The organism is Cupriavidus phytohabitans, from assembly GCF_017815025.1.
Taxonomy (GTDB): domain Bacteria; phylum Pseudomonadota; class Gammaproteobacteria; order Burkholderiales; family Burkholderiaceae; genus Cupriavidus.
The window spans coordinates 1-18,723 of sequence record NZ_JAGIQB010000076.1 but is presented as its reverse complement, the minus strand read 5'-3'; the positions used below and the strand labels follow the sequence as shown (position 1 = coordinate 18,723).

The 18,723-nt window shown below is 60.4% G+C and carries 15 protein-coding genes, 1 tRNA gene and 1 pseudogene; 10 read left to right on the top strand and 7 right to left on the bottom strand.

What is annotated here, in order from left to right:
- Positions 1 to 114 precede the first annotated feature (114 nt).
- From J8I34_RS30970 to J8I34_RS30950, 5 genes and pseudogenes are all read left to right on the top strand, one after another.
- Positions 115 to 1,137 carry an extracellular solute-binding protein gene (locus J8I34_RS30970; RefSeq protein WP_209776092.1) on the top strand — a complete coding sequence of 341 codons (1,023 nt, stop codon included), beginning with the start codon at positions 115 to 117 and terminating at the stop codon, positions 1,135 to 1,137.
- Between the two features lie 70 nt (positions 1,138 to 1,207).
- A complete protein-coding gene (locus J8I34_RS30965) occupies positions 1,208 to 2,029 on the top strand; it encodes an ABC transporter permease (RefSeq protein ID WP_051320466.1) in 822 nt (273 codons plus the stop codon).
- 44 nt (positions 2,030 to 2,073) lie between these two features.
- Entirely contained in the window at positions 2,074 to 2,811 is a 738-nt protein-coding gene (locus J8I34_RS30960) for an ABC transporter permease (protein ID WP_209808003.1), read from the top strand.
- Positions 2,812 to 3,162: 351 nt separating this feature from the next.
- Positions 3,163 to 4,302, top strand: coding sequence for a porin (locus tag J8I34_RS30955; protein ID WP_209808001.1), 1,140 nt, complete (start codon positions 3,163 to 3,165; stop codon positions 4,300 to 4,302).
- Positions 4,303 to 4,508: 206 nt separating this feature from the next.
- Positions 4,509 to 4,630 (top strand): annotated as a pseudogene (locus J8I34_RS30950) (transposase); the annotation flags it as partial.
- 48 nt (positions 4,631 to 4,678) lie between these two features.
- Here the strand turns inward: J8I34_RS30950 and J8I34_RS35565 are convergent.
- Positions 4,679 to 5,152, bottom strand: a complete 474-nt coding sequence (locus J8I34_RS35565) for a 5'-nucleotidase (protein WP_371748175.1) — start codon at positions 5,150 to 5,152, stop codon at positions 4,679 to 4,681.
- A gap of 216 nt (positions 5,153 to 5,368) precedes the next feature.
- The gene (locus tag J8I34_RS30940) at positions 5,369 to 5,617 is read right to left on the bottom strand and encodes an XRE family transcriptional regulator (RefSeq protein ID WP_029047129.1); all 249 of its coding nucleotides are present in this window, start codon (positions 5,615 to 5,617) and stop codon (positions 5,369 to 5,371) included.
- Positions 5,618 to 6,811: 1,194 nt separating this feature from the next.
- Here J8I34_RS30940 and gmtY point away from each other — a divergent pair.
- From gmtY to gmtX, 3 genes are read left to right on the top strand one after another with little or no spacing between them, the layout of a single operon-like run.
- Positions 6,812 to 8,212: a gamma-mobile-trio recombinase GmtY gene (gene gmtY / locus J8I34_RS30935; protein ID WP_209807998.1), complete on the top strand. Its 1,401-nt coding sequence runs from the start codon at positions 6,812 to 6,814 to the stop codon at positions 8,210 to 8,212.
- Positions 8,213 to 8,221: 9 nt separating this feature from the next.
- Entirely contained in the window at positions 8,222 to 10,816 is a 2,595-nt protein-coding gene (gmtZ, locus tag J8I34_RS30930; RefSeq protein WP_209807996.1) for a gamma-mobile-trio integrase GmtZ, read from the top strand.
- Positions 10,813 to 11,472: a gamma-mobile-trio protein GmtX gene (gene gmtX, locus J8I34_RS30925; RefSeq protein ID WP_209807994.1), complete on the top strand. Its 660-nt coding sequence runs from the start codon at positions 10,813 to 10,815 to the stop codon at positions 11,470 to 11,472. Before gmtZ ends, gmtX begins: the two co-directional genes overlap by 4 nt.
- 490 nt (positions 11,473 to 11,962) lie before the next feature.
- Here the strand turns inward: gmtX and J8I34_RS30920 are convergent, their stop codons facing one another.
- Positions 11,963 to 12,274, bottom strand: a complete 312-nt coding sequence (locus tag J8I34_RS30920) for an H-NS histone family protein (protein WP_029047130.1) — start codon at positions 12,272 to 12,274, stop codon at positions 11,963 to 11,965.
- A 664-nt stretch (positions 12,275 to 12,938) separates the two neighbouring features.
- Between J8I34_RS30920 and J8I34_RS30915 the strand changes: the two genes are divergently transcribed.
- Entirely contained in the window at positions 12,939 to 13,313 is a 375-nt protein-coding gene (locus J8I34_RS30915) for a PHA-granule associated protein 4 (RefSeq protein WP_209774956.1), read from the top strand.
- Between the two features lie 63 nt (positions 13,314 to 13,376).
- Here the strand turns inward: J8I34_RS30915 and J8I34_RS30910 are convergent.
- From J8I34_RS30910 to J8I34_RS30895, 4 genes are all read right to left on the bottom strand, one after another.
- Positions 13,377 to 13,464 (bottom strand) — tRNA-Ile (locus J8I34_RS30910).
- Positions 13,465 to 13,736: 272 nt separating this feature from the next.
- Entirely contained in the window at positions 13,737 to 14,192 is a 456-nt protein-coding gene (locus J8I34_RS30905; RefSeq protein ID WP_029047132.1) for a hypothetical protein, read from the bottom strand.
- 456 nt (positions 14,193 to 14,648) lie between these two features.
- Complete coding sequence (locus J8I34_RS30900) at positions 14,649 to 15,605, bottom strand: Bug family tripartite tricarboxylate transporter substrate binding protein (RefSeq protein ID WP_245176266.1); 957 nt, start codon at positions 15,603 to 15,605, stop codon at positions 14,649 to 14,651.
- 66 nt (positions 15,606 to 15,671) lie between these two features.
- Positions 15,672 to 17,090 carry an amidase family protein gene (locus J8I34_RS30895; RefSeq protein ID WP_209808012.1) on the bottom strand — a complete coding sequence of 473 codons (1,419 nt, stop codon included), beginning with the start codon at positions 17,088 to 17,090 and terminating at the stop codon, positions 15,672 to 15,674.
- Positions 17,091 to 17,372: 282 nt separating this feature from the next.
- Here J8I34_RS30895 and J8I34_RS34980 point away from each other — a divergent pair, with 282 nt between their 5' ends.
- Positions 17,373 to 17,741 carry a KUP/HAK/KT family potassium transporter gene (locus J8I34_RS34980; RefSeq protein WP_209808011.1) on the top strand — a complete coding sequence of 123 codons (369 nt, stop codon included), beginning with the start codon at positions 17,373 to 17,375 and terminating at the stop codon, positions 17,739 to 17,741.
- Positions 17,742 to 18,723 lie beyond the last annotated feature (982 nt).

Below are 18,723 nucleotides of genomic sequence, written 5' to 3'. Positions count from 1 at the left end.
GTCATGCAGCTTTCGTGATCCTCATTTAACGTCTCTGCCGCCCTTCCGTTGGCAGAGGTTTTTCAGACCATCCCTAACGGCCCGACACACATCCCATTCCCTGGAGAACGTTCCATGAATCGTCGCGACTTCTTGCTGTCCGCACCCGCAGCCTCCCTGATCGTAGCCTCTCCCAAGGTATTTGCGGCAGGATCCACGAGCATTCGCCTTATCGATTCCGGCGGGACCACTGGTGAATCCATCGCCGCGGCCTACATTCCACCTTTTACCGAGAAGTATGGCGTGCGCGTGATTCGCGAGGCGCCCTCGTCCCTGGGCAAGTTGCGTGCGATGGTGGAGAGCGGCCGTATCAACGCCGCGCTGTTCGAGCTTGGCTCGTCGACCCTGGCACAAGCACGCGAGCTCAACTTGCTGGAGAAGCTCGACTGGGCGGCGATCAATCCGGACCCGATGTTCCCAGAGGCCCGCGATGACTACGGCATGGGCTATCAGTATTTCTCCACGGTCATGGCCTGGCGCGAGGGCAACAAGGCTCCGCAGACATGGGCGGACTTCTTCAATGTGCAACGTTTTCCTGGCAAGCGATGCATGTCTGCCTATCCGCATTACACGCTGGCATTCGCCTTACTGGCTGACGGAGTGGAACTGGACAGACTGTTCCCTCTTGATGTGAATCGCGCCATGCGGAAGCTAGAAAGCATCAAGAGCCATGTCTCGGTGTGGTGGAAAACTGGTACACAACCGCTTCAACTACTGAAGGACAACGAAGTCCAGTATGCGGTGACCTGGTCGGCCGGTATCGAAAGGGAGCCGGGAATTCGCTCAACCTTCAATCAAGGCATGTACGACATTGCCTGGCTTGTCGTACCGCGCGGGCAGGACCCCGCTACCAAAGACCTGGCCATGAAGTTTCTGCATGAAGTGACTGTCGCGAAGAATCAGATGGTCGCGGCAAAGGTGTTGCCTCTGAGTGGCAATAGCCCGCAACTTGAAGGACTCCTGGGCGCCAAGGCGTTCCAGTCCTTCCCTACTGCGAAGGCCAACCTACAAGCCCAGTTCAAACAGAACGCCCAATGGTGGCAGAAGAACGGGCCGGAAGTGAACAAGATCTGGTCGAACTTCCTTCTCAACGCCTGAACGCCTGTACGCCTGAACGCCCCACGGTCGCACCATGACTACTATGTCCTCCTCCCGTTGGCATCGAATCATGCCTGACGCAAACGGCTGGCGCGCTTTACCGCTCCTGGCCCTTTTTCTGATCGTCTTTGATTACTCATTGGGCGGCCTGCTGGCGAAGTCGGTGCACGGCAGTGCTGGCCTCACCCTGCAGTACTTCAAAGAAGCGTGGACGACGAAAGCGTATTTTCGCGTTTTCGTGGACACCTTGCGCGTGAGCCTGATCGCTACGGTTGTCTGCGTCCTGCTTGGATATCCACTGGCGTACTGGATGCGCGGACTCCCGGAGCGCCGTCGCGCTGCGGTGATGACGCTGGTATTGATGACATTCTGGGTGAGCATCCTGGTACGCACCTATGCGTGGATTGTTGTCCTGGGAAACGCGGGCCTGGTGAATCGGACTCTCCTCGCCACGGGATTGATCCGCGAGCCGTTGACGCTTTTGTACTCAGAAGTCGGCGTCACGATTGGCATGGCCAATGTACTCCTGCCTTTTCTGGTGTTGCCCCTGCTCACCGCCATGTTGCGTATCGATGATCGCCTCCTGCGGGCGGCGGCGTCACTGGGCGCATCCAGGCGGCAGATCTTCTGGCGGGTCTTCTTCCCTTTGTCATTGCCCGCACTGGGGGTGTCCGCCTTGTTGTTATTCATGCTCAGCCTTGGCTTCTACATTACCCCGGCCATTCTCGGCGGGGGCAAGGTGCCGCTTCTCGGCAATCTGCTCGACACGCTGATCAACGAGACGTCGGAATGGTCGCTGGCGGCCGCCATATCAACAGCGTTGCTAGCGTTTGCGCTTGCAGTCTTTGCGGTCTTCCTTCGCCTGAATCGAATGACGGAGACAACATCATGAATGGGGCACGTATAACGACTGCGCTATGGCTCCGGATCTGGGCTTTGCTGACCCTCGGCTTTCTGTTGATCCCGGTGGCCATCGTGCTACCCATGTCACTCTCTTCAGCAAACGCCCTCACCTTCCCGCCACCGGGATGGTCACTGCGATGGTTTCAGGTTCTATTGTCGGATGATGACTGGATTGATGCGTTCTCCAACAGCGCATTGGTCGCGACGCTGACCGCGAGTGCGGCAGTCATGCTCGGAAGCCTGGCGAGCTATGGTCTGGGTCGCGGGCAACCGCGATGGCGCGCGGTGGCCGAAGCGAATCTGATGCTGCCGCTGATTTTGCCGGGCGTCATTATCGCCATCGCGCTGTATTTCTTCTACGCGCGCTGGAATCTGCTCGGCACGATCACGGGCTTGGTTCTCGCACACACCCTGCTCGCTATTCCTTTCGTGGTCATGGTTCTCAACACAGCGGTCCGCAGCTTCGATATCCGCATGGAACAGGTGGCATGGAGCCTGGGCGCGAGCTGGTCACAGACCATGCGACGGGTGGTGTTGCCGACGCTGGCGCCCAATCTGGCCGCAGCCTGGATCTTTGCCTTCGTGATCAGCTTTGACGAAGTCATCGTGAGCGTGTTTCTCGCGGGCACGATTAACACCGTGCCGAAGAAGATGTACAACGACTTGATGCTGGAGATCACACCGACCATCACAGCAGTGGCGACCGTTCTGATTACCGCGACCGCGCTAGTCCTGCTTCTTGTACGTTGGCTGACGCGACGGAAGCCATGACAGCTCAACAGAAATCGACAGGCTTCGGCTAACTCCATTCGCCGCGGAAGCCTCGCCCGGTCAACCATGATCGGCCGAGTCTGCTCGCCCTCGTAGCGCGTGAGGCACTCGAGCTGACCGCTGACAGCACGCTGTTGCGGTGCTGTCAGCGTGCATTCACGCGCCGCGGTGTTCCCGCTTGCACGGACCTTCCGGCGTAGTACGTCCACCGCTGGCCCGTGCGGCTCTTGCCCTCTCAGTAGCAGTTCCGACCAGGCCGCCCGTTTCGACACGAACAGGGCGAATGGATGAACACGCCCATAAGAGGCGTCCCCTCATGCCAGAAGACTTCACCACGAAAAGGAGACAGGAATGAAATCAACGTATGGAATCAAATGCCGCAATGCCGCGCTGACGCTGGGCGCTTGCCTTGCCTGTGGCGGTGCGCAGGCTCAATCCGGTGTGTTGCTGTATGGAGGGGTTGACGCCAACCTCGAGTATGTCAATCACTTCTCGACCGTGACTCCGTCCGTCGAAAACGGATTTACCACCGGGCCCGGCACAAGCCTCTACCGCCTGAACTCGGGCGGCTTGTCGGGCTCTCGTTTTGGCATGCGGGGAACTGAAGATCTGGGTGACGGCCTGAACGCGATCTTTGTGCTGGAAGGCGGCTTCGGTGTGGACAATGGCATGATGCAGCAAGGGGGGCGCCTGTTTGGTCGCCAGGCCTTTATCGGCTTCGATAACAAGGGGATTGGTACCTTCACTTTTGGTCGACAGTACATCAGCTGGTTCGACGCACTGGCGAACTTCTCGCCGACAGCTTTCTCAACGCAGTATGAACCGATCGTGGCACAGATCGGCATGGACTTCCGTTCTGACAACACATTGAAGTACACCGGAGTGTTCGGCCCGCTGACTGCAAGCGCCAACTGGTCGTTTGGCAATGGGTTCCTCGGCAACGGCGAAGTCCCTGGGCAGTTTCGTCGCGACACCGGCTATGGCGCCGCATTGACGTACGATTCCGGCCCCTTTTCCGCAACCGTCGGGTACAACCAGTACAACCCGACGCTGACCACGGCGGGCGACACTGGTAGCTTCAAGAAAGCCGCCGTCGCCGCAAGCTACAGCTTCGACGGGCGCGCCAAGCTGATGGCTGGCTACCGCTGGGGTCAGAGCAGGGGTGCCGATGGCTCAACGGTTCTGCGTGATGACTTCTACTGGGCGGGCGCCAACTACAATCTCACTCGGGCAATTGAGCTGACCTTGGCCTACTACTACGACGACATCAAGAAATTTGGCGATAGGAGTATGAAGAACCCGTGGCAGGTTTCCTTCATTGCCGACTACCGCCTTTCCAAGCGGACTGACATCTATCTGACCACCGCGTATTCAAAGAATGCCGGGCTGAATTTCGACACGTCCGCAGTCAGCTTTATTAACGGATACTTCCTCGGGACCGGACACAGCTCGATGTTCGGCGCAGCTGTCGGCATCCGCCATAATTTCTAATACAGATGCTATTTCCGTCCCCGCAGCAATGCTAAGGGGCGGGGACGACAGGAACGTAACCGGTTGACTGGGTTGCGAACTTCTCGTACCAGAAAATTCATCATACGATAGGCCGGCCGGTGCTCCAGCTTGTGCACGTAGGCAAAGCTATGGCCGGCTTCGTGACCCAGGGTGCGCTGAAAGAACGCGGGTGAACCATCCTCGGCCATCTTGTCGGCCCGCGCCACACAGAGTGGGTCGTCTATGCTAAGGAGCCGTTCGGCGGCCCCCGGCACGTCCTGGACTACTGGGCCGCTACACGCATCGCGTAGCGATCTCTGCTTCCAGGAGCGAGCCATGGGAGACCTTCGCTCGATGTACGGGCCGTCCGCGGTGGTCAGCGCCATGCAGCTGGAACACTCGTTTGGCGAGATCGATGCCAAGGATATCGATTTCCATGATGACCCCCCCACCTGTCAGGTTGAGGTCGACAGTGTCCACCGAAGGGAGGATCGTTTGCGGAAAGGTAACGCTCCGCCGCTTGGATGGTGGCCAGCTTTTTCAGGAACGGTGCCAGCGGACCAGGACTATGTGGAACATCTATGAGCTGTTGCTCATGGCGATGGAAGGCATCTAGCTGTCCGGCGTGGAAGACCGCTTCGGCAGCATCATCGGCAATGACCCTATCAAAGCCAAATGCAAGGCGTAGCTCATCAGAATCCGTGTCGACAGGCATTGTGCCGGCGAGGACTTGGCCTGCCGCGTGCCCGGCAAGAATCGCCTGACGGACATCTGCCGAACTCGCTGAAAGAAACAAGCTAATACGCAGCGCTTCAATGTAGCGCTGCGGTGCACCGCCCTGTAGAAACAACGCGCGAGTGATATTCAGATTGTAAGCCTTGATGGGGTGATGGTGCTTTCGGTGCTGATTGACACGGTTTCAGCAAGAAAGCCCGTTCTGTATCAACGAGTTGTGCAAAGAGCTTTCCGCGGAATTGTCGTTGTGCACAAACTGTTGATTTCAAAGAGGATTTCTCGCGCCGGCGTATCATTATTCAGCGGAAGCACGATCACCCCCGCTAGCGGGCTAGCTTAGCCGCTTGAGCCAGCCGTGTAGCTCTGTCGCGCGAAAAGCTTGGAACTTGCCGCAAAGGGCCAGGAGCAGATCCGCTTGGGATGCTTCCACGAGGGTGGCGGCCTGGCAAACCGTCAGTCCACGCCCCCGAATCCGTTCGGTGATGTCCCGCACAATGCCCGCCTTAAGCGGGATTTCATCTGCGTCAGCGAAGCCAAGCTGCGCATAGACATTGCTCGTTCCATACTCGAAGCGAAACACGTGGACTCCTTTACTTGTGGACAACAACCCCTTTCTGCCGCTGCTCGGCGGTGGCTGAGGGCGCGATTATTCCGGGAAGGCAATGTAAAGACAACTTCGGGAAAATACCAAGAGTGCCAAAAACATCGAAAGAACTGAGTGGTCCTCGCACGGACGCGTCGCTACGGCTGTTCACATCAAGATGTGATATAAAATCCGCTTCGCAATCACGTGAGAGCTCGGGCCGTGGGCATCCCCTACATCGGGGGATGGAAGCGAAGGATCGCCCGATGGCAATATCACTACGCTGGTGGTTGCGACCCGCCAGCAGACGCTCCGCCCTCGGCGTTCTCACGCCGAGGGTTTTCTTTTGGTTCATCGAGGAATACCGGGGAAGGCTGCTGGGTCCGGGCCACTCTTCGCCTTGGCGGTTGAGGGCACGCATGCCGATAAACATGCGCGCTCCATGGAGGCACGGCAGCGCGGGTTTTAAGCTTTCGCCAGTTACGCAATTGGCGAATACGTCGACCCAAAACAAGTGTGCGGCGCGTGGTTGTTGGGCTTTAGGGTAAGTCCAGACAGCGGAAGTTAGCCAGCCATCCGTACGCCAGGTCTAGCCTTGGTTCCCTGCAAGAATGACTTGGCGCTTGCTCAGAAAAGAAAACCCCTGCATGCTTATTCCCCCCAACTATTAATACATAGTTAGGGCTAGATAGGTGGCTCTCACCCCCAACACCCCTGACAGAGGGGTGTTTTTTTGCCCTGGGTTTTGGGAAGCTATGCCCTAAATGTACATGTCATGTAGAAAAACGAGCGTTGTACATCGCAGCACAGATTGTTTCGAGTAGCTCGGCTTTCTTTGAAAGCCGAGTAGCCGGTGGGGGTCCGGGGGAGGGACAGATGAGGCGTCGGGCTGTGGATAACTTAACTCTTGAGCGCTGGACGGGCGCTCGATGCGCTTGGAGTGCTGGAGAGGTTGGGATGCTGCGCGAAAGTCGATAGCACCTACGAGCCGGTCAGCGCCCACGATACGAAGCGCTTCCAGGTCAGCGTAGATGGACGCGACTTTGAGTTGCTCCTTCAAGGGCCCAAGTTTTACGACACCCGGCGTGCCCGTGGCGGAGGTGGTGCCGTGGATTTGGCCATGCACCTGCATAACCTCGACTTCAAGAGCGCCACTGCGCTCCTGCGAAGCCTGGGTATTTAGGTCGTAGCATGTTCGTGACCGTGAAGGCCCGCGTCTATACCGACGCTACGGGTGTTTATACGGAGTTGCCCGCCCTCCTGACGCCAGCCGGCGTGCTGGAGCCATTGCTCGACTACTACCTCCATCGCAGCCACGACCGGAGCCTGACGTGGATGACGAAGGTGAATCGCTCGGTGCGGATGTTCCTCGAGTACCTTCAGACCAACCCAGCCGAGCGCGACACCTACCGCTTGTTCCAGAACTTCGCCCAGCGGCTCTACACCGGGACCTTTGACCGGGAGACCGGGCTCGACCCCAGCGGCTTATGCTGGCCGCCACGCTCGCCGCAGGATGCCTCGCACATCATCACCCATCTCTCTGACTTCTTCGATTGGCTCGGCGAAATGCGACCCGAGGCGGCCAAGGTGAATCCCCGCTATGCGGGTGGCGCCTTCGACCGACAGACCGACGAGGCGGCTTACCAGTACCGACGCAGCCAGGCCTTCCTTGGGCACACTTGGGCGGCGAACGCATCCCCCGCCGAGACCGGGCATCGTGTGCGAGGTCGACGCCTGCCCAAGGTCGAACAGCGTGACCCGCCGGCATTCCCGGAGGAGCGCTTCGAGGAACTGCTGGTCAAGGGATTCTGCCCAGCCGGGCGCTACGACTATCGCGGGATGCTCGTCACCTTGCTGCTGCACGGCGCGGGCTTCCGCGAATCGGAGCCTTTCCACCTTTACATCCCCGATGTGTTCCCGAACCCCGCCAACCCGCGCCAGGCCCAGGTCCTCATCCACCACCCAAGCCACGGTGCCGCCCCCGCCGATTGGCGGGACGAGCGAGGACGACCCCGCAAAGGCAAGCGAGCGGAATACCTCGTCCACCGGTTCGGCCTCGTGCCCCGCACCGAGCTGATGGACCGCCGGCACGCCGGCTGGAAGGGCGGCACGCACGATGCGGCTTTCTACAAGCAGGCGTACTGGTTCGTGCCCGAGTACGGCGAGTGGTTCCTGCAAATCTGGCACCGCTACGTCGAACAGGTCGCCCGTCTCGAGCGTCACCACCCCTTTGCCTTCATCAACCTGAATCGCGAGCCCGTCGGCGCCATGTACACGCTCACCCAGTACAACAAGGCGCACGCCGCCGCCTGCGAGCGCATCGGACTCACGGTGAGCAAGACGCTGGGCACGACGCCGCACGGTCACCGCCACGCCTACGGCCGGCGACTTCAAAACGCCGGCGTCGACAAGCCGTTCATCCGCCGCTTCATGCATCACAGCTCGCTGCAGAGCCAGGAGGTCTACACACAGCCGAACACCCGTGAGACCCAGGCGGAGCTCGAAGCAGCCGCGCAGCGGCTGCGAGACAAGTACGCCGGGCCACAACCATGCGAGCGGCTGGTGCTGCCCGGCATCGAACTCAACCACTGAGGAATCCTCATGGCCAAAAAGAAGACGATGACTGCGCCCGGGGCTGCCACTTCCCCCCAAAACGAGAAGGGTATGGCACGTGACGTGGACACGAACCTCACCTGGGTCGAGCGGAACTATCCGCAGCTCGCTGCCTGGCGCGCCTTGGCGGTCGAGTGGTTGAAAGGCGAAACCAGGGGTGTCCACAAGAGGCTCCATGCCTTGTCGGCATTCTTCGAGCGTTACCTCATCCAGCAGGGCCTGCCGGTTGACCCCGCAGTGCTCCTGGCACGCACCACGGTCCTGCCCGACTTCTACCGGACCGCTTGCCCTGATTCAGAGGAGGGCATCACGTACAACAACCACATTCGCGCCTTCCTGCAATTCGTGCTGCTGCGCGAGTTCAGCGAAGCCAACGACGACAGCGAGCCAGTGGTGTCTCCCGCTTTTCGCAACCCGGTACCCCGCCTATCTGACGCCGGGGTGCGGACGTTGAGGGACGAAAGCGTGCATTCGCCGCTGCCGTACGGCTACATCGACGAACTGCGGCAGATGCTAGCGGCGGGACCGCACTTCCGCGACTGGCAGTGGGCACAGCGTGCGCTGGGGGCCGAAATTGGACAGCGGGGCCGGGGCGGGCCCGACTGGTTCGAGGTGACCGAAGACCGGGTTGACCGGAGCGACTCCGATTGTGTCTGGCGTGTACGCCAGATGTCTAACGGAACGCGCCTGGAAATGTGGAGCCCAGCCCGTTGGGTGGCGCTGCTTGTGAAACTCATCCTGCCGCTGCGTACCTTCCAGGTCCGCGTGCTCGATTCGGGCGAAGCCGATACCTGGCGCTACGCCGCCGGGACTTGGGCGTTGAATTCGAGCCAGTTCGCGCAGGGCAGTGAACGGCGTCCCTTGCAACAGGGAGTGTTTCGTCGTAGCGACCCGCTCGCCGATGGCGCGGTTTCTACGGTCCTCTATATCAACACCAACAAGACCGCCGACATCGCCAGGTCCGGTCCCGAGAAGGGTTATGTCCTGCCGTGGTCCTTCGGCGGACCGGTGCATCAGGATGTCTGCTACTGGCTGGAGAAGCTGCGCAACTGGCAGGAGAAGTACAACCCCGTCGCGCGGCGCACGGCCTGGACGGAACTGGACGGTCGCCACATCAAGGCGAAGAGCGAGGTGCAACTCGCTAGCTACGCAGACACATGCTTCCTCTTCAGGATGCCGGAAGCGCGAGACGGCGAGCGTCATCTGCCTATCCGCAACGGAGGGCTGGATGGTGGCTGGTTCGCATTGCTGGGAGCACTGGAACAGCGACTCGCCGACCGGGGCGAGACCCATCGCAACGGCGCACCAATTCGATTCCTCCCGCCGCCGGAAGAACAGAACCGCGGACAGACGACCCTCTTCCCATTGCACAGCCTGCGTGTCTCGCTCATCACCGCTTTGGCCCTCGAAGGGCAGGTCCCATTCCCCGTGCTGCAAAAACTCGTCGGCCACAGCCGCCTGCTGATGACTCTCTACTACACGAAGCCCGGCGCGTCGCACATCCACGACGTGCTGCGCGGCGCTGCCGAGCGGCTGGAGGCGAACAAGGAAGCCCGCATCCAGAACTTCCTGCTCGACACCGAGCACGACCAACTCCTGCAACAGGCCATCTGCAACAGCGTACCCAGCCTCGCCGCCGCCATCCCCGAGCATCCGGCCGCGCGCAACTCGGTGGGCTGGATGCCGATGCACCACGGCCTGTGTCTGGTCGGCGGCAACACCAGCGAGGTCGAGGACAACGGCAACGTGGGCGGCTGCTACAACGGCGGGCCAAACCTTGGTTCGGCTTCTAATCCCAAGTACGGGCCCGTTTCGGGCGGCAGCCGCAACTGCGTGCGCTGCCGCTGGTTCGTGACCGAGCCGCATCACCTGCCGGCGCTGGCCGCCCACTTCAATACGCTCGCCTATCACTTCGATGAGGCGCGCAATGCTTGTCTCACTCGGGAAAGCGAGCTGCAGGTCCTGAAGAAGCAGAAGGCGGATGCGGAAGACGCGGGCCGGCCATTCGCCCGCCTGGAAGCCTACCGGCAGGCCGAGCGAGTGTGGGAGAGTGCCATGAAGCGCTTCAGCGACTTCGCCGAAGACCTGGTGGCGTGCTGGCGTCTCATCGAACGCTGCAAGGCAGCCCGCGAAACCTCGCAAGGGGACGGCACGCAGTTGGTGGCTGCCGGCACGATGGGCGACGTGCATGCTGCCTTCGAGGAAACGGAGTCGGAACTACTCCAACTCGCCGGCGTGTGCGAAAACGTCGAGGTCTACCCCGACCTCGAACCTGGCAAGGCGGTGTTCCGCCGCAGCCAGTTGCTCGACGCGGTGCTCTACCGCGATGACCTGCCGCCCGTGTTCATGCTGTTGAGTGAACAGGAGCAACTGCTCGCCGGCAACGCCTTCATGCGCCGCCTGGCCCAGCAGATGAACCCAGCGAATCCCGCGCTGGGCCAGCGCCAAGTGATTCGCCTCATGGATGCAGGCTTGAGCCTCAGTCAGCAATTCGATATGGACCTCGCCTCGCTGCTGCCCAGGACGGATCGCATCCGGGCGTTTCCCGCGGGGTACCAGGCCCTCACGGGAGATGAAGCATGAATGGGAAAACGGACATCCACCCCGACGCGGTCCTGGAGTCGCTGCTCGCCAAGGGCGGGCGCTCGAACCGGCGTGCAGGCCTGGCAAAGCTGCACGAGATTTGCCGTCGGCAGCATGAGACCGGCTCGCGCGACTTCTCGCTGCCCGCCATTGGTCGCCTGGCCGAAGGCGAAGGCATCATGAAGGGCCGCGTGCTCTACAACGCCCAGTCCGCTGACTATCGAACACTCATCGAAGCCTGGGCGGCCTACGCCGGGCCGCCTGCGCCCAAGCCGCCGAAGACGCTAGCGAGCCACGAATACCTGATGCGCATTGAGGACCCGGCCATTCGCTCCATCATGCAGGCCATCATCGCCGAGCGGGACAAACTCAAGGCGCAACTCAACGTCCTGAAGGCCGACACCCAGGTGACTGTGGACCGGCGTCCACTGGGCGCAACCATCGCGGCCGCGCCTGGAACGCAGCCAGTGACTGTGCTCGTCCCGTCCGCGCAACTCACGCCGTCAGAGCGCGAAGCCTTATGGAAAGCAGTGTCGGCCGACTATCTCGAAAACCAGGGCCTTCGCGAAGGCAGCCACGGTGAAATCGTCAACGGGCGTGGCCGGAAAGTGTTTGAGGTGGGGTTCGCGCGAGCGATTCGAAAAGTGCTTGCATAGGCGAAGCAAAATGAAAGGAGGAGAGGACAACATGAGTGTGGCTTATTACCTTGCCTGCCTTGAATCCGGGCGCTATGTGTGGGTAGGGGCATTAGGTCCGGACTGCCAAGCTATGCCCGAAGGGCAAGCCGGCGCGATATCGCGATTTGCGCTGTCCCATCGTGGCAAGCCGTTGACTGTGGTGAGTGATACCCATCCCATTCATGATGATGGGGAGGAGTGGGAGGCATTGCCCGAGACATAACATGCTCAAAGGGAACGCCACCAAGGCCCCCGACGTACGAATCACGTAATAGAAAAAGCGCCGGCGTTGTCGCCGGCGCTTGGATGTTTCGGTGCATTACGATGTATTTATACATCGCAAGGCTTTGATTCTCAAAACACCACCCTGACTAACCCTCTGGTGACTTACCCGCTAACTATGTGCCTTTAGGGTATAAGTCGGATGCAGGGGTTGGACGCAATGCTGTCGGACGGGCGAGGGCCTGAATTACGCCGCCTCTGCGATCAGGAACTTGTTGGGGTTCTTGCCCAGCCAGGCCGGTTGGCGACCACGGCCGGACCACGTCTTGCCGGTCTTCGGATCTTGGTATTTCGGGGGCAGCGCCGATTTCGCCTTGACTGTGCCACTGCCTGCCGGACGGCCACGACGGCGCTTCGTAATGTCGTCGACAGTCAGCCCGTATTCGGCCATCAGATTCTGAATCTGTTCGATGACCGATGCGACTTCATTGGCACGTACTTCTTCCAGGTGAGCTTCCAGGGCGGCCTTCTGCGCCATCAGTTCCTTGTAGGTTGCCATTTACTGTTTTCCTTTCCTCGAGAGATCAGATAGAAGGCAGTTTAATACCATTTGAAACTTTATGGCAGAACAATTTACATCTCTCCGGATTATGAACGGTCAAAAAGCGTGAAGGCTCTAAATCATCACCAGCAACCTAGAGGCAATGCTGGAAAATGACTAGGCATCGCCGCGCTGCTATGAGAAGCGCCATGCGATGACCAATGTGAACAGCGCTATCTGGACGCACATAGAACTATTGACCGGCTGTGTGCCACTCCCCAGGCATGAGCGAGAAGGACCGGATAACCGGAATGCCCCTTACCTTAGTTGAAAGGCAAGGCAGCCTCCTTGCGGGCGACGCGTATGCCTGATTCAGGTTTTCACAAGGCTGTTGCCACCAATGAGAGCCAGTACAGGATGCAATCGCTCGCTTCCAGGCAATCTGACATGCAACACCTGCCTGACGAAGTACTTGGCGAGAACCGATACCTGCTCTCCGCGCGCTAATTCTGAGCGCTTTAACGGCAGCGGGATTGCTTCTATCTCCCTTCCAGCATTTCAGCTTTTGGGCCTCGTTTGGACCAAAGTCGACGAATTCCGATTACAATTTTGCGACGCAACATGAGGCCTGGGCTATGAAGTGCGCGAACCGGCGCAAGCCCTGCCAGCGTTGGAGGAGAAGATGGGGATAGCTCGAGCTGGCACCAAAGGGCAGGCGCTGAAGCTCCTGGAAACGGCGGGAGTAACAGTCGTGGATCTGGATTACGAGACTGGCTGGCAAGATGCGGTTGAACTTGGCCGGCTGGGGGATAAGCGTGGGGTACGCGTCCAGTATCGCGGCCATGAGAGCATCGCGGTCAACACCCCGGCGGCGCTTGCTGCTGGACTGAGTCGGCGGAAGGAGACGTTCCGTCAGCGCAATCTCTACTGTCAATTTGCATTGAGCGATCTGCCTGCCAGTGAACTGGAGCGCCTGGAGGCAAAAGCGGCGCAGCTCGGGGATTACATTCTCGCGGGACATCTTACGAGGGATGTCGACGCGATATGGAGCGAGTAGCGCCTCGCCAGTCAGCTGGATAAATCGCAGCTCATCGAGCAGTAACGGCAGACGCAAGCGTGGTGGTGGGCCGGGTGGGATTCGAACCCACGGTGGGATATCTCCGGCGGATTATGAGTCCGCTGCCTGCGACCAACACGGCGTCCGGCCCTGTAGCGGCGCGCGAGATTCTACCTTGAAGTCCGCACCCTGTGCCATTGCAGCTGCTCGCGTACGATCTCGTCGTACCCATCGAGGAACCAATTTGCGCCAGGCGAAGCTAAAGCAGGACTGGCGGAATGAAGGTCGATCGTGACGGCATTGATTTGCTGAAGCGAATCGGCTCGATGTGCGGTCCAGGCGAGCATTAGGCTGGGCGCACGCTGTGCGCCCTCTTTCGTCATCGACCGGTTGGCGAAGTACCGTACCGGTCGAAGGCAACGATCACACCGAAGCGTCGGTTGCCGCGACAGTTGGAGCCACTTTCCTTGCGGCAGCCCGCTTCTTCGGCACGGCTTTCACTGCGGCCTGCGGAGCAGCTTTCGGCGAGGCCTTCGTACCGGCCGCTGCCTTACGCGGCGCCACCTTGGCGGCAACCTTGCGTGTTGCCTTCTTTGCGCCCGCAGCCTTTGCCTTCTTTGCCGCGAGCTTGTCCTTTGCAGCTTGCTTCTCGAAACGAGCTGCGGACTTCGCGGCTTCCGTTGCCTGTGCGACCTCGCGCTTTGCCGCTTCGATTGCCTTCTTCGTGTCGGCGCGCAATTTCAGCAGACGCTTCTTCGCTGCCTGGGCTTCACGTGCGAGCACGCTCGCCTTTTTCGTCGGTGCTGTCAGTTTTCTTGCGGCAGGCTTGCTTTTGGAAACTGCGCTCGTCCGAGTAATTGCTTTGGTTGATGCGGCCACGTCTATATCCGTTAGTTGTGAAGCGGGCAGTATAACCTTTGTGGCGCGCCCTCACTAATAGCGTTCCAAACTCGTCATGGTGTCGCGAGACTTTTGACTGCCAACGGATTAGCTGGCGTCGAAACGCATCTTTCCTTAAGGCGAATCGTCACTATGTCTGTGAGATGTGCTTGGAGTTATGGTTCGTGATGTACTCGTGAATTGCGGGACTAGTTCCGGCGCGCTGGTGAATACGCCGCGGCGAAGTCGCTTGGCCCCGCCAAGCGCGGCCTCGCACCGACCTCTCCCTTACCGTTCTCATCTCCTCCGTGGCCGGTACACGGATCAGCCGTCGCAGTTCCCTTTTGACCCGATCAAGGGGTGCCACACGCCAAGTCCGGATGAAATCGCAGCACTACTGCTGCTTGGCGATGCACCGGATCACCAATGACCGCGCGTCGACCACCACCGTGTCGGTCAATCCCCCTTGAATCCAGACGCCTTGATGACAGGTGCCCAGCGTGCAGCCAGTCCATTCGAGTATTTGGCAACCTCCTCCGCTGACGAACCGGACAAGAGATCGTAGCCGGTCCGATTGAGTTTTTCCCTTACATCGGGCATCGCGAGCGCCTTGCGTACCGCCTGTGACCATTGCGACATGGCATCGGTCGCCGTATTCGACCTGACGTAGAGCAGGTAACGGGACGATGCGACGAGATTCGGGAAGCCGAGTTCGGCAAAGGTGGGCACGTCCGGCAGGGCATCGGCACGCTTTTCGCCCGCCACGGCAAGAACGCGCAGCTTGCCGGCGCGATGGTGTTCCAGGAACGTCGTCGTGGCATCCATGCCGGCCGCGATCTGGTTGCCAAGCAGTTCCGTCACAAGCTGGCCGCCTCCGCGATAGGGTGCGAGAGTACTGCCGATACGCGCTTGCGCCACGAACTCGACCGCAAGGAAATGCAGCAGGGTACCGACCGTGCTGATCCCGATCGCCTGCTCTTTCGGGCGGGCCCTGGCTGCCTGGATGAAATCCCCAAGGTTCCTGTGCGGCGAAGCGGCGTTTACAGCGATGCCGAACTGGACGCCGGTGACATCGGTGAGGGCCTTGAAATCCACGGGGGGGTCATACCGCATGTTGCTGTAGATCAGGGGCCCGATGAACATGGGATCGACCGGTGCAAGCAATACAGTGTTGCCATCGGCCGGCGAGTTCTTCAGGAACTCGGCCGCGACCCGGGTGCCCGCACCGGGACGGTTTTCGACAATGACCGTGCGGCCAAGGAGATCCTTCAGTTTTTCGGCCAGCAATCGGCCCATGAAGTCGGCAGGCCCGCCCGCAGGGAACGGCACGATGATGCGGCCAACGGCCTGAGCCAGCGAGGCGGCAGGCGGCAGGCAGCATGCCGCTGAGCAGTCCGGCGCCGGCGGACGCAAGAAAGATGCGACGCGACAAGCCGTTTGATGCCGAGGTACGAAAAGTCATGGTGATTCTCGATCTGGTTACAGGGCTTGCCGGTCGGTCAATGGCGTGAAATTGGCGGCGTCTTCGATAACCTGGCCCGCCTGAAGCAACAGGTCCTCCCGAAAGCGCCATGCCACCAGCTGGACGCCGACGGGGATGCCCTCGGCAAGACCCGTCGGCACCGAAATGCCGGGTACACCGAGCATGGCCGTGGCCAGCAAGGGACTCTGCGCGTCGATCAGCGCCCTGGCCTGCTCGAGTCCCGCGATGTCCTCATCCTGCCGCGCCGGCAACTGCCAGGAAACCGGCAACAGCACCAGCGGATAGCGCTGCAGGAAGATCGACCAGCTTCTGGCCAAAGTCTGGCGACGCGCAAGGGCATCGAGAAATCCGTCACGATCTGTCTCGCGCATGCCGGCCAGCATATAGGCCTGGCTGCGCCGCATGGCCTCATCGCCATGCTGTTCGACGCCGGCAATGATGCTGCGGCGGCTATCGTCATTGATCAGGACGCGCCACAGTTCGGCAGCCTCCGCGAAGTGAGGCAGGTCAACTTCCTCGACTTCGTATCCCGCCTGACTCAGCCAGTACGCGGCGCTATCCAATGCCTGGCCGACCGCGGGATCGAGCGGAATCCCGGGGCAACGCTTGAACAGCGCAACCCGGACCGGCACATCGGACGCCGGGAATTCGTGGGGAACGGGCACCCAGCCAGGATCGCGCGCATCGTAGCGCGCCATGGCGTGATACCCGATTCGCAAATCTGCAATGCTTCGGCCAAGCGGTCCCTGCACCGACATCATCTGCGGGGTAATGCTGCGTTCCACCGTGGCGCTGGGGTTGAAGGCTGGCACCCGGCCAGTGGTTGGCCGCAGGCCGGCCACGCCGCAGGCATAGGCCGGGTAGCGGATCGAGCCGCCGATGTCGTTGCCGTGGGCCAAAGCGCCCATGCCGCTCGCGACTGCGGCGGCGGCACCGCCACTGGATCCTCCGGGTGTGATATCGGGATGCCAGGGGTTCAGCGTGCGTCCGTGCACCGCGTTGTCCGTGAACCAGCGAGACGAGTATGTGGCCGTGTTGCTGCGTCCCACCATGATGGCGCCGGCGTTGCGCCAGTTCGCCACTACTGGTGCGTCTTCATGGGCGATGTGATCGCGCATGGCGACGACCCCGTTGGTGGTGGCGTGCCCGGCCTGGTCAACATTGATCTTGATGGTGACAGGCACGCCATGCAGCGGACCAAGCGGCCCGCCTTCCGCCACCAGCCGATCGGCGGCATCGGCGCTTGCGAGCGCCTCTTCCGCAAGGACTTCGGCAAGGGCATTGATGCGCGGATTGATCTCTTCAATGCGCGCCAGCACGCTGGTCACGACTTCACGGCACGACACTTCACGTTTTCTTACCGCGGCGGCAATGCTGGCGGCACTCCCGCGCCAGAGGGTTGAATCCAGGCTCATACTTGTGTCTCCGTTTATTTTTGGATAAAACGCTGCCCTCCCCTGGCTGATGGGGTCAGCAACGGAACATGCCAATGGAACCCCGTGGTTGCCACGGGGCGTAGGAACTCAGTCCGGCGCGTCCAGCAGCAAACGCTCCCGGGTTACCCGGACCTCGGCTTCGAGCGCGAGTTTTTCCGTGACTAAACCAGACCCCTAATAGACTGAGTTGACGCGCCGACTGCCTGGCTAGGGTGGTCAAAGCAGCCGACTCGGGGCCATTGCTATTCTGTAACCCCTCTAATTGAGCAGGCGCGGCGGTATGGCCGTTGTACCCTGGAAGCCGTCCTTACGGTACGCCGGGCGTTCGATGCGAACTTCCACGGTGAGGGCACCACCGTCCTGCCAATTTCAGTTGGCGTGCTGATCGCACTCTGCCTCGTCCTGCGCCACAGCACCGCCATGATCTGGGCGTTCCTCGGGCCCATCATGTTGCTTTGGTTCCTTGCCCTGGCTAGATCAAGCATTCACGGCATCATCCGCTGCGCCTGCGCAGTCGCCTATTGCGCGGCGAGGGCGTTCAGGATGTCTGCCGGCCGATGGCAGTCACGTATGGTTTGCCGTCAACATGCTCGATACGCGGTAGGCCGCCCGCAGCAATATGCTGCCTAACCGCGACCAGCAGTTCAGCAGCATTCCATTGCCCTTGCTCAATGAGACCTAGAGCATCACTAGTGACTGCAAATCGCCCGCCACATGCAGCACAGCGGTATATACGGGTACCACGCGGACGATCGTTAGGATCCAGCCAACGTCGCGCCAGTGCAGCGCATAGCAAGCAAGGAACGGTTGCGATTGTGCTCACAATATGACCCCCCGGCCGACTGCCCCAACTGGCCCGACGGCCAGGCTAGCGCATTCTCACGTGTTGTCAGCGTTCCACTAGAGGGACAACGCTGACTCTTGGCTCTTGTCTCGCTACCCTAACCCACGCGTGGTCACGGCGAACAGCGACCGCTCGTTAGGAATTTATGCCCGGCAGCCCCGGGCCCCCCTATTTCGGGCATCAACATCAGCACAGAACGCAGCACGGCAAGTCCATGGGCAAAAGTGCAAATGTCAAGACCTTCCCGGTCGCGCCAACATGGATATAAGTTTCATTGAGGAAACGTCCCATGGCGAGAGTGAAACGTTTGCCGTGCAACATAACTATCGGGCTGCTCTCCGCGCCGAAGGTCTTCAACTTGGCTCATTCGCCTCTCAGCGGAGGATCATCAGTTTGCCCCGGCCTTGGAGCGGTCCCCGAGCTGGTTTATGACGCAATATTCCGGAGACGGGACCGAGGGCAAGCCGGCTTCGATGCCGTCACGTAGTCACCTAGGTTCGCTACCGCCCGTCGGGTCTGCTTGGCCCTGGCGCCGTGAGCGATGTCGCACAGAGTATGCGCATTGTGGTGTGTCAATGTTTCTATAGAGAAACGGTCCGGATTCGAATATTAATCGCCGCTGCTTACTACGGGTAAACCGGGGGAACGCAGACCCAGGCACATAGCGAGGAGGCGTGATGAGCGACAGCCTTAACAGGCTGCTGAAGTACTAGCCGCGCAAAAAGCGAAGCTTGCCTCTACAAGGCTGAAGGGCTCGCTATTTTTCAC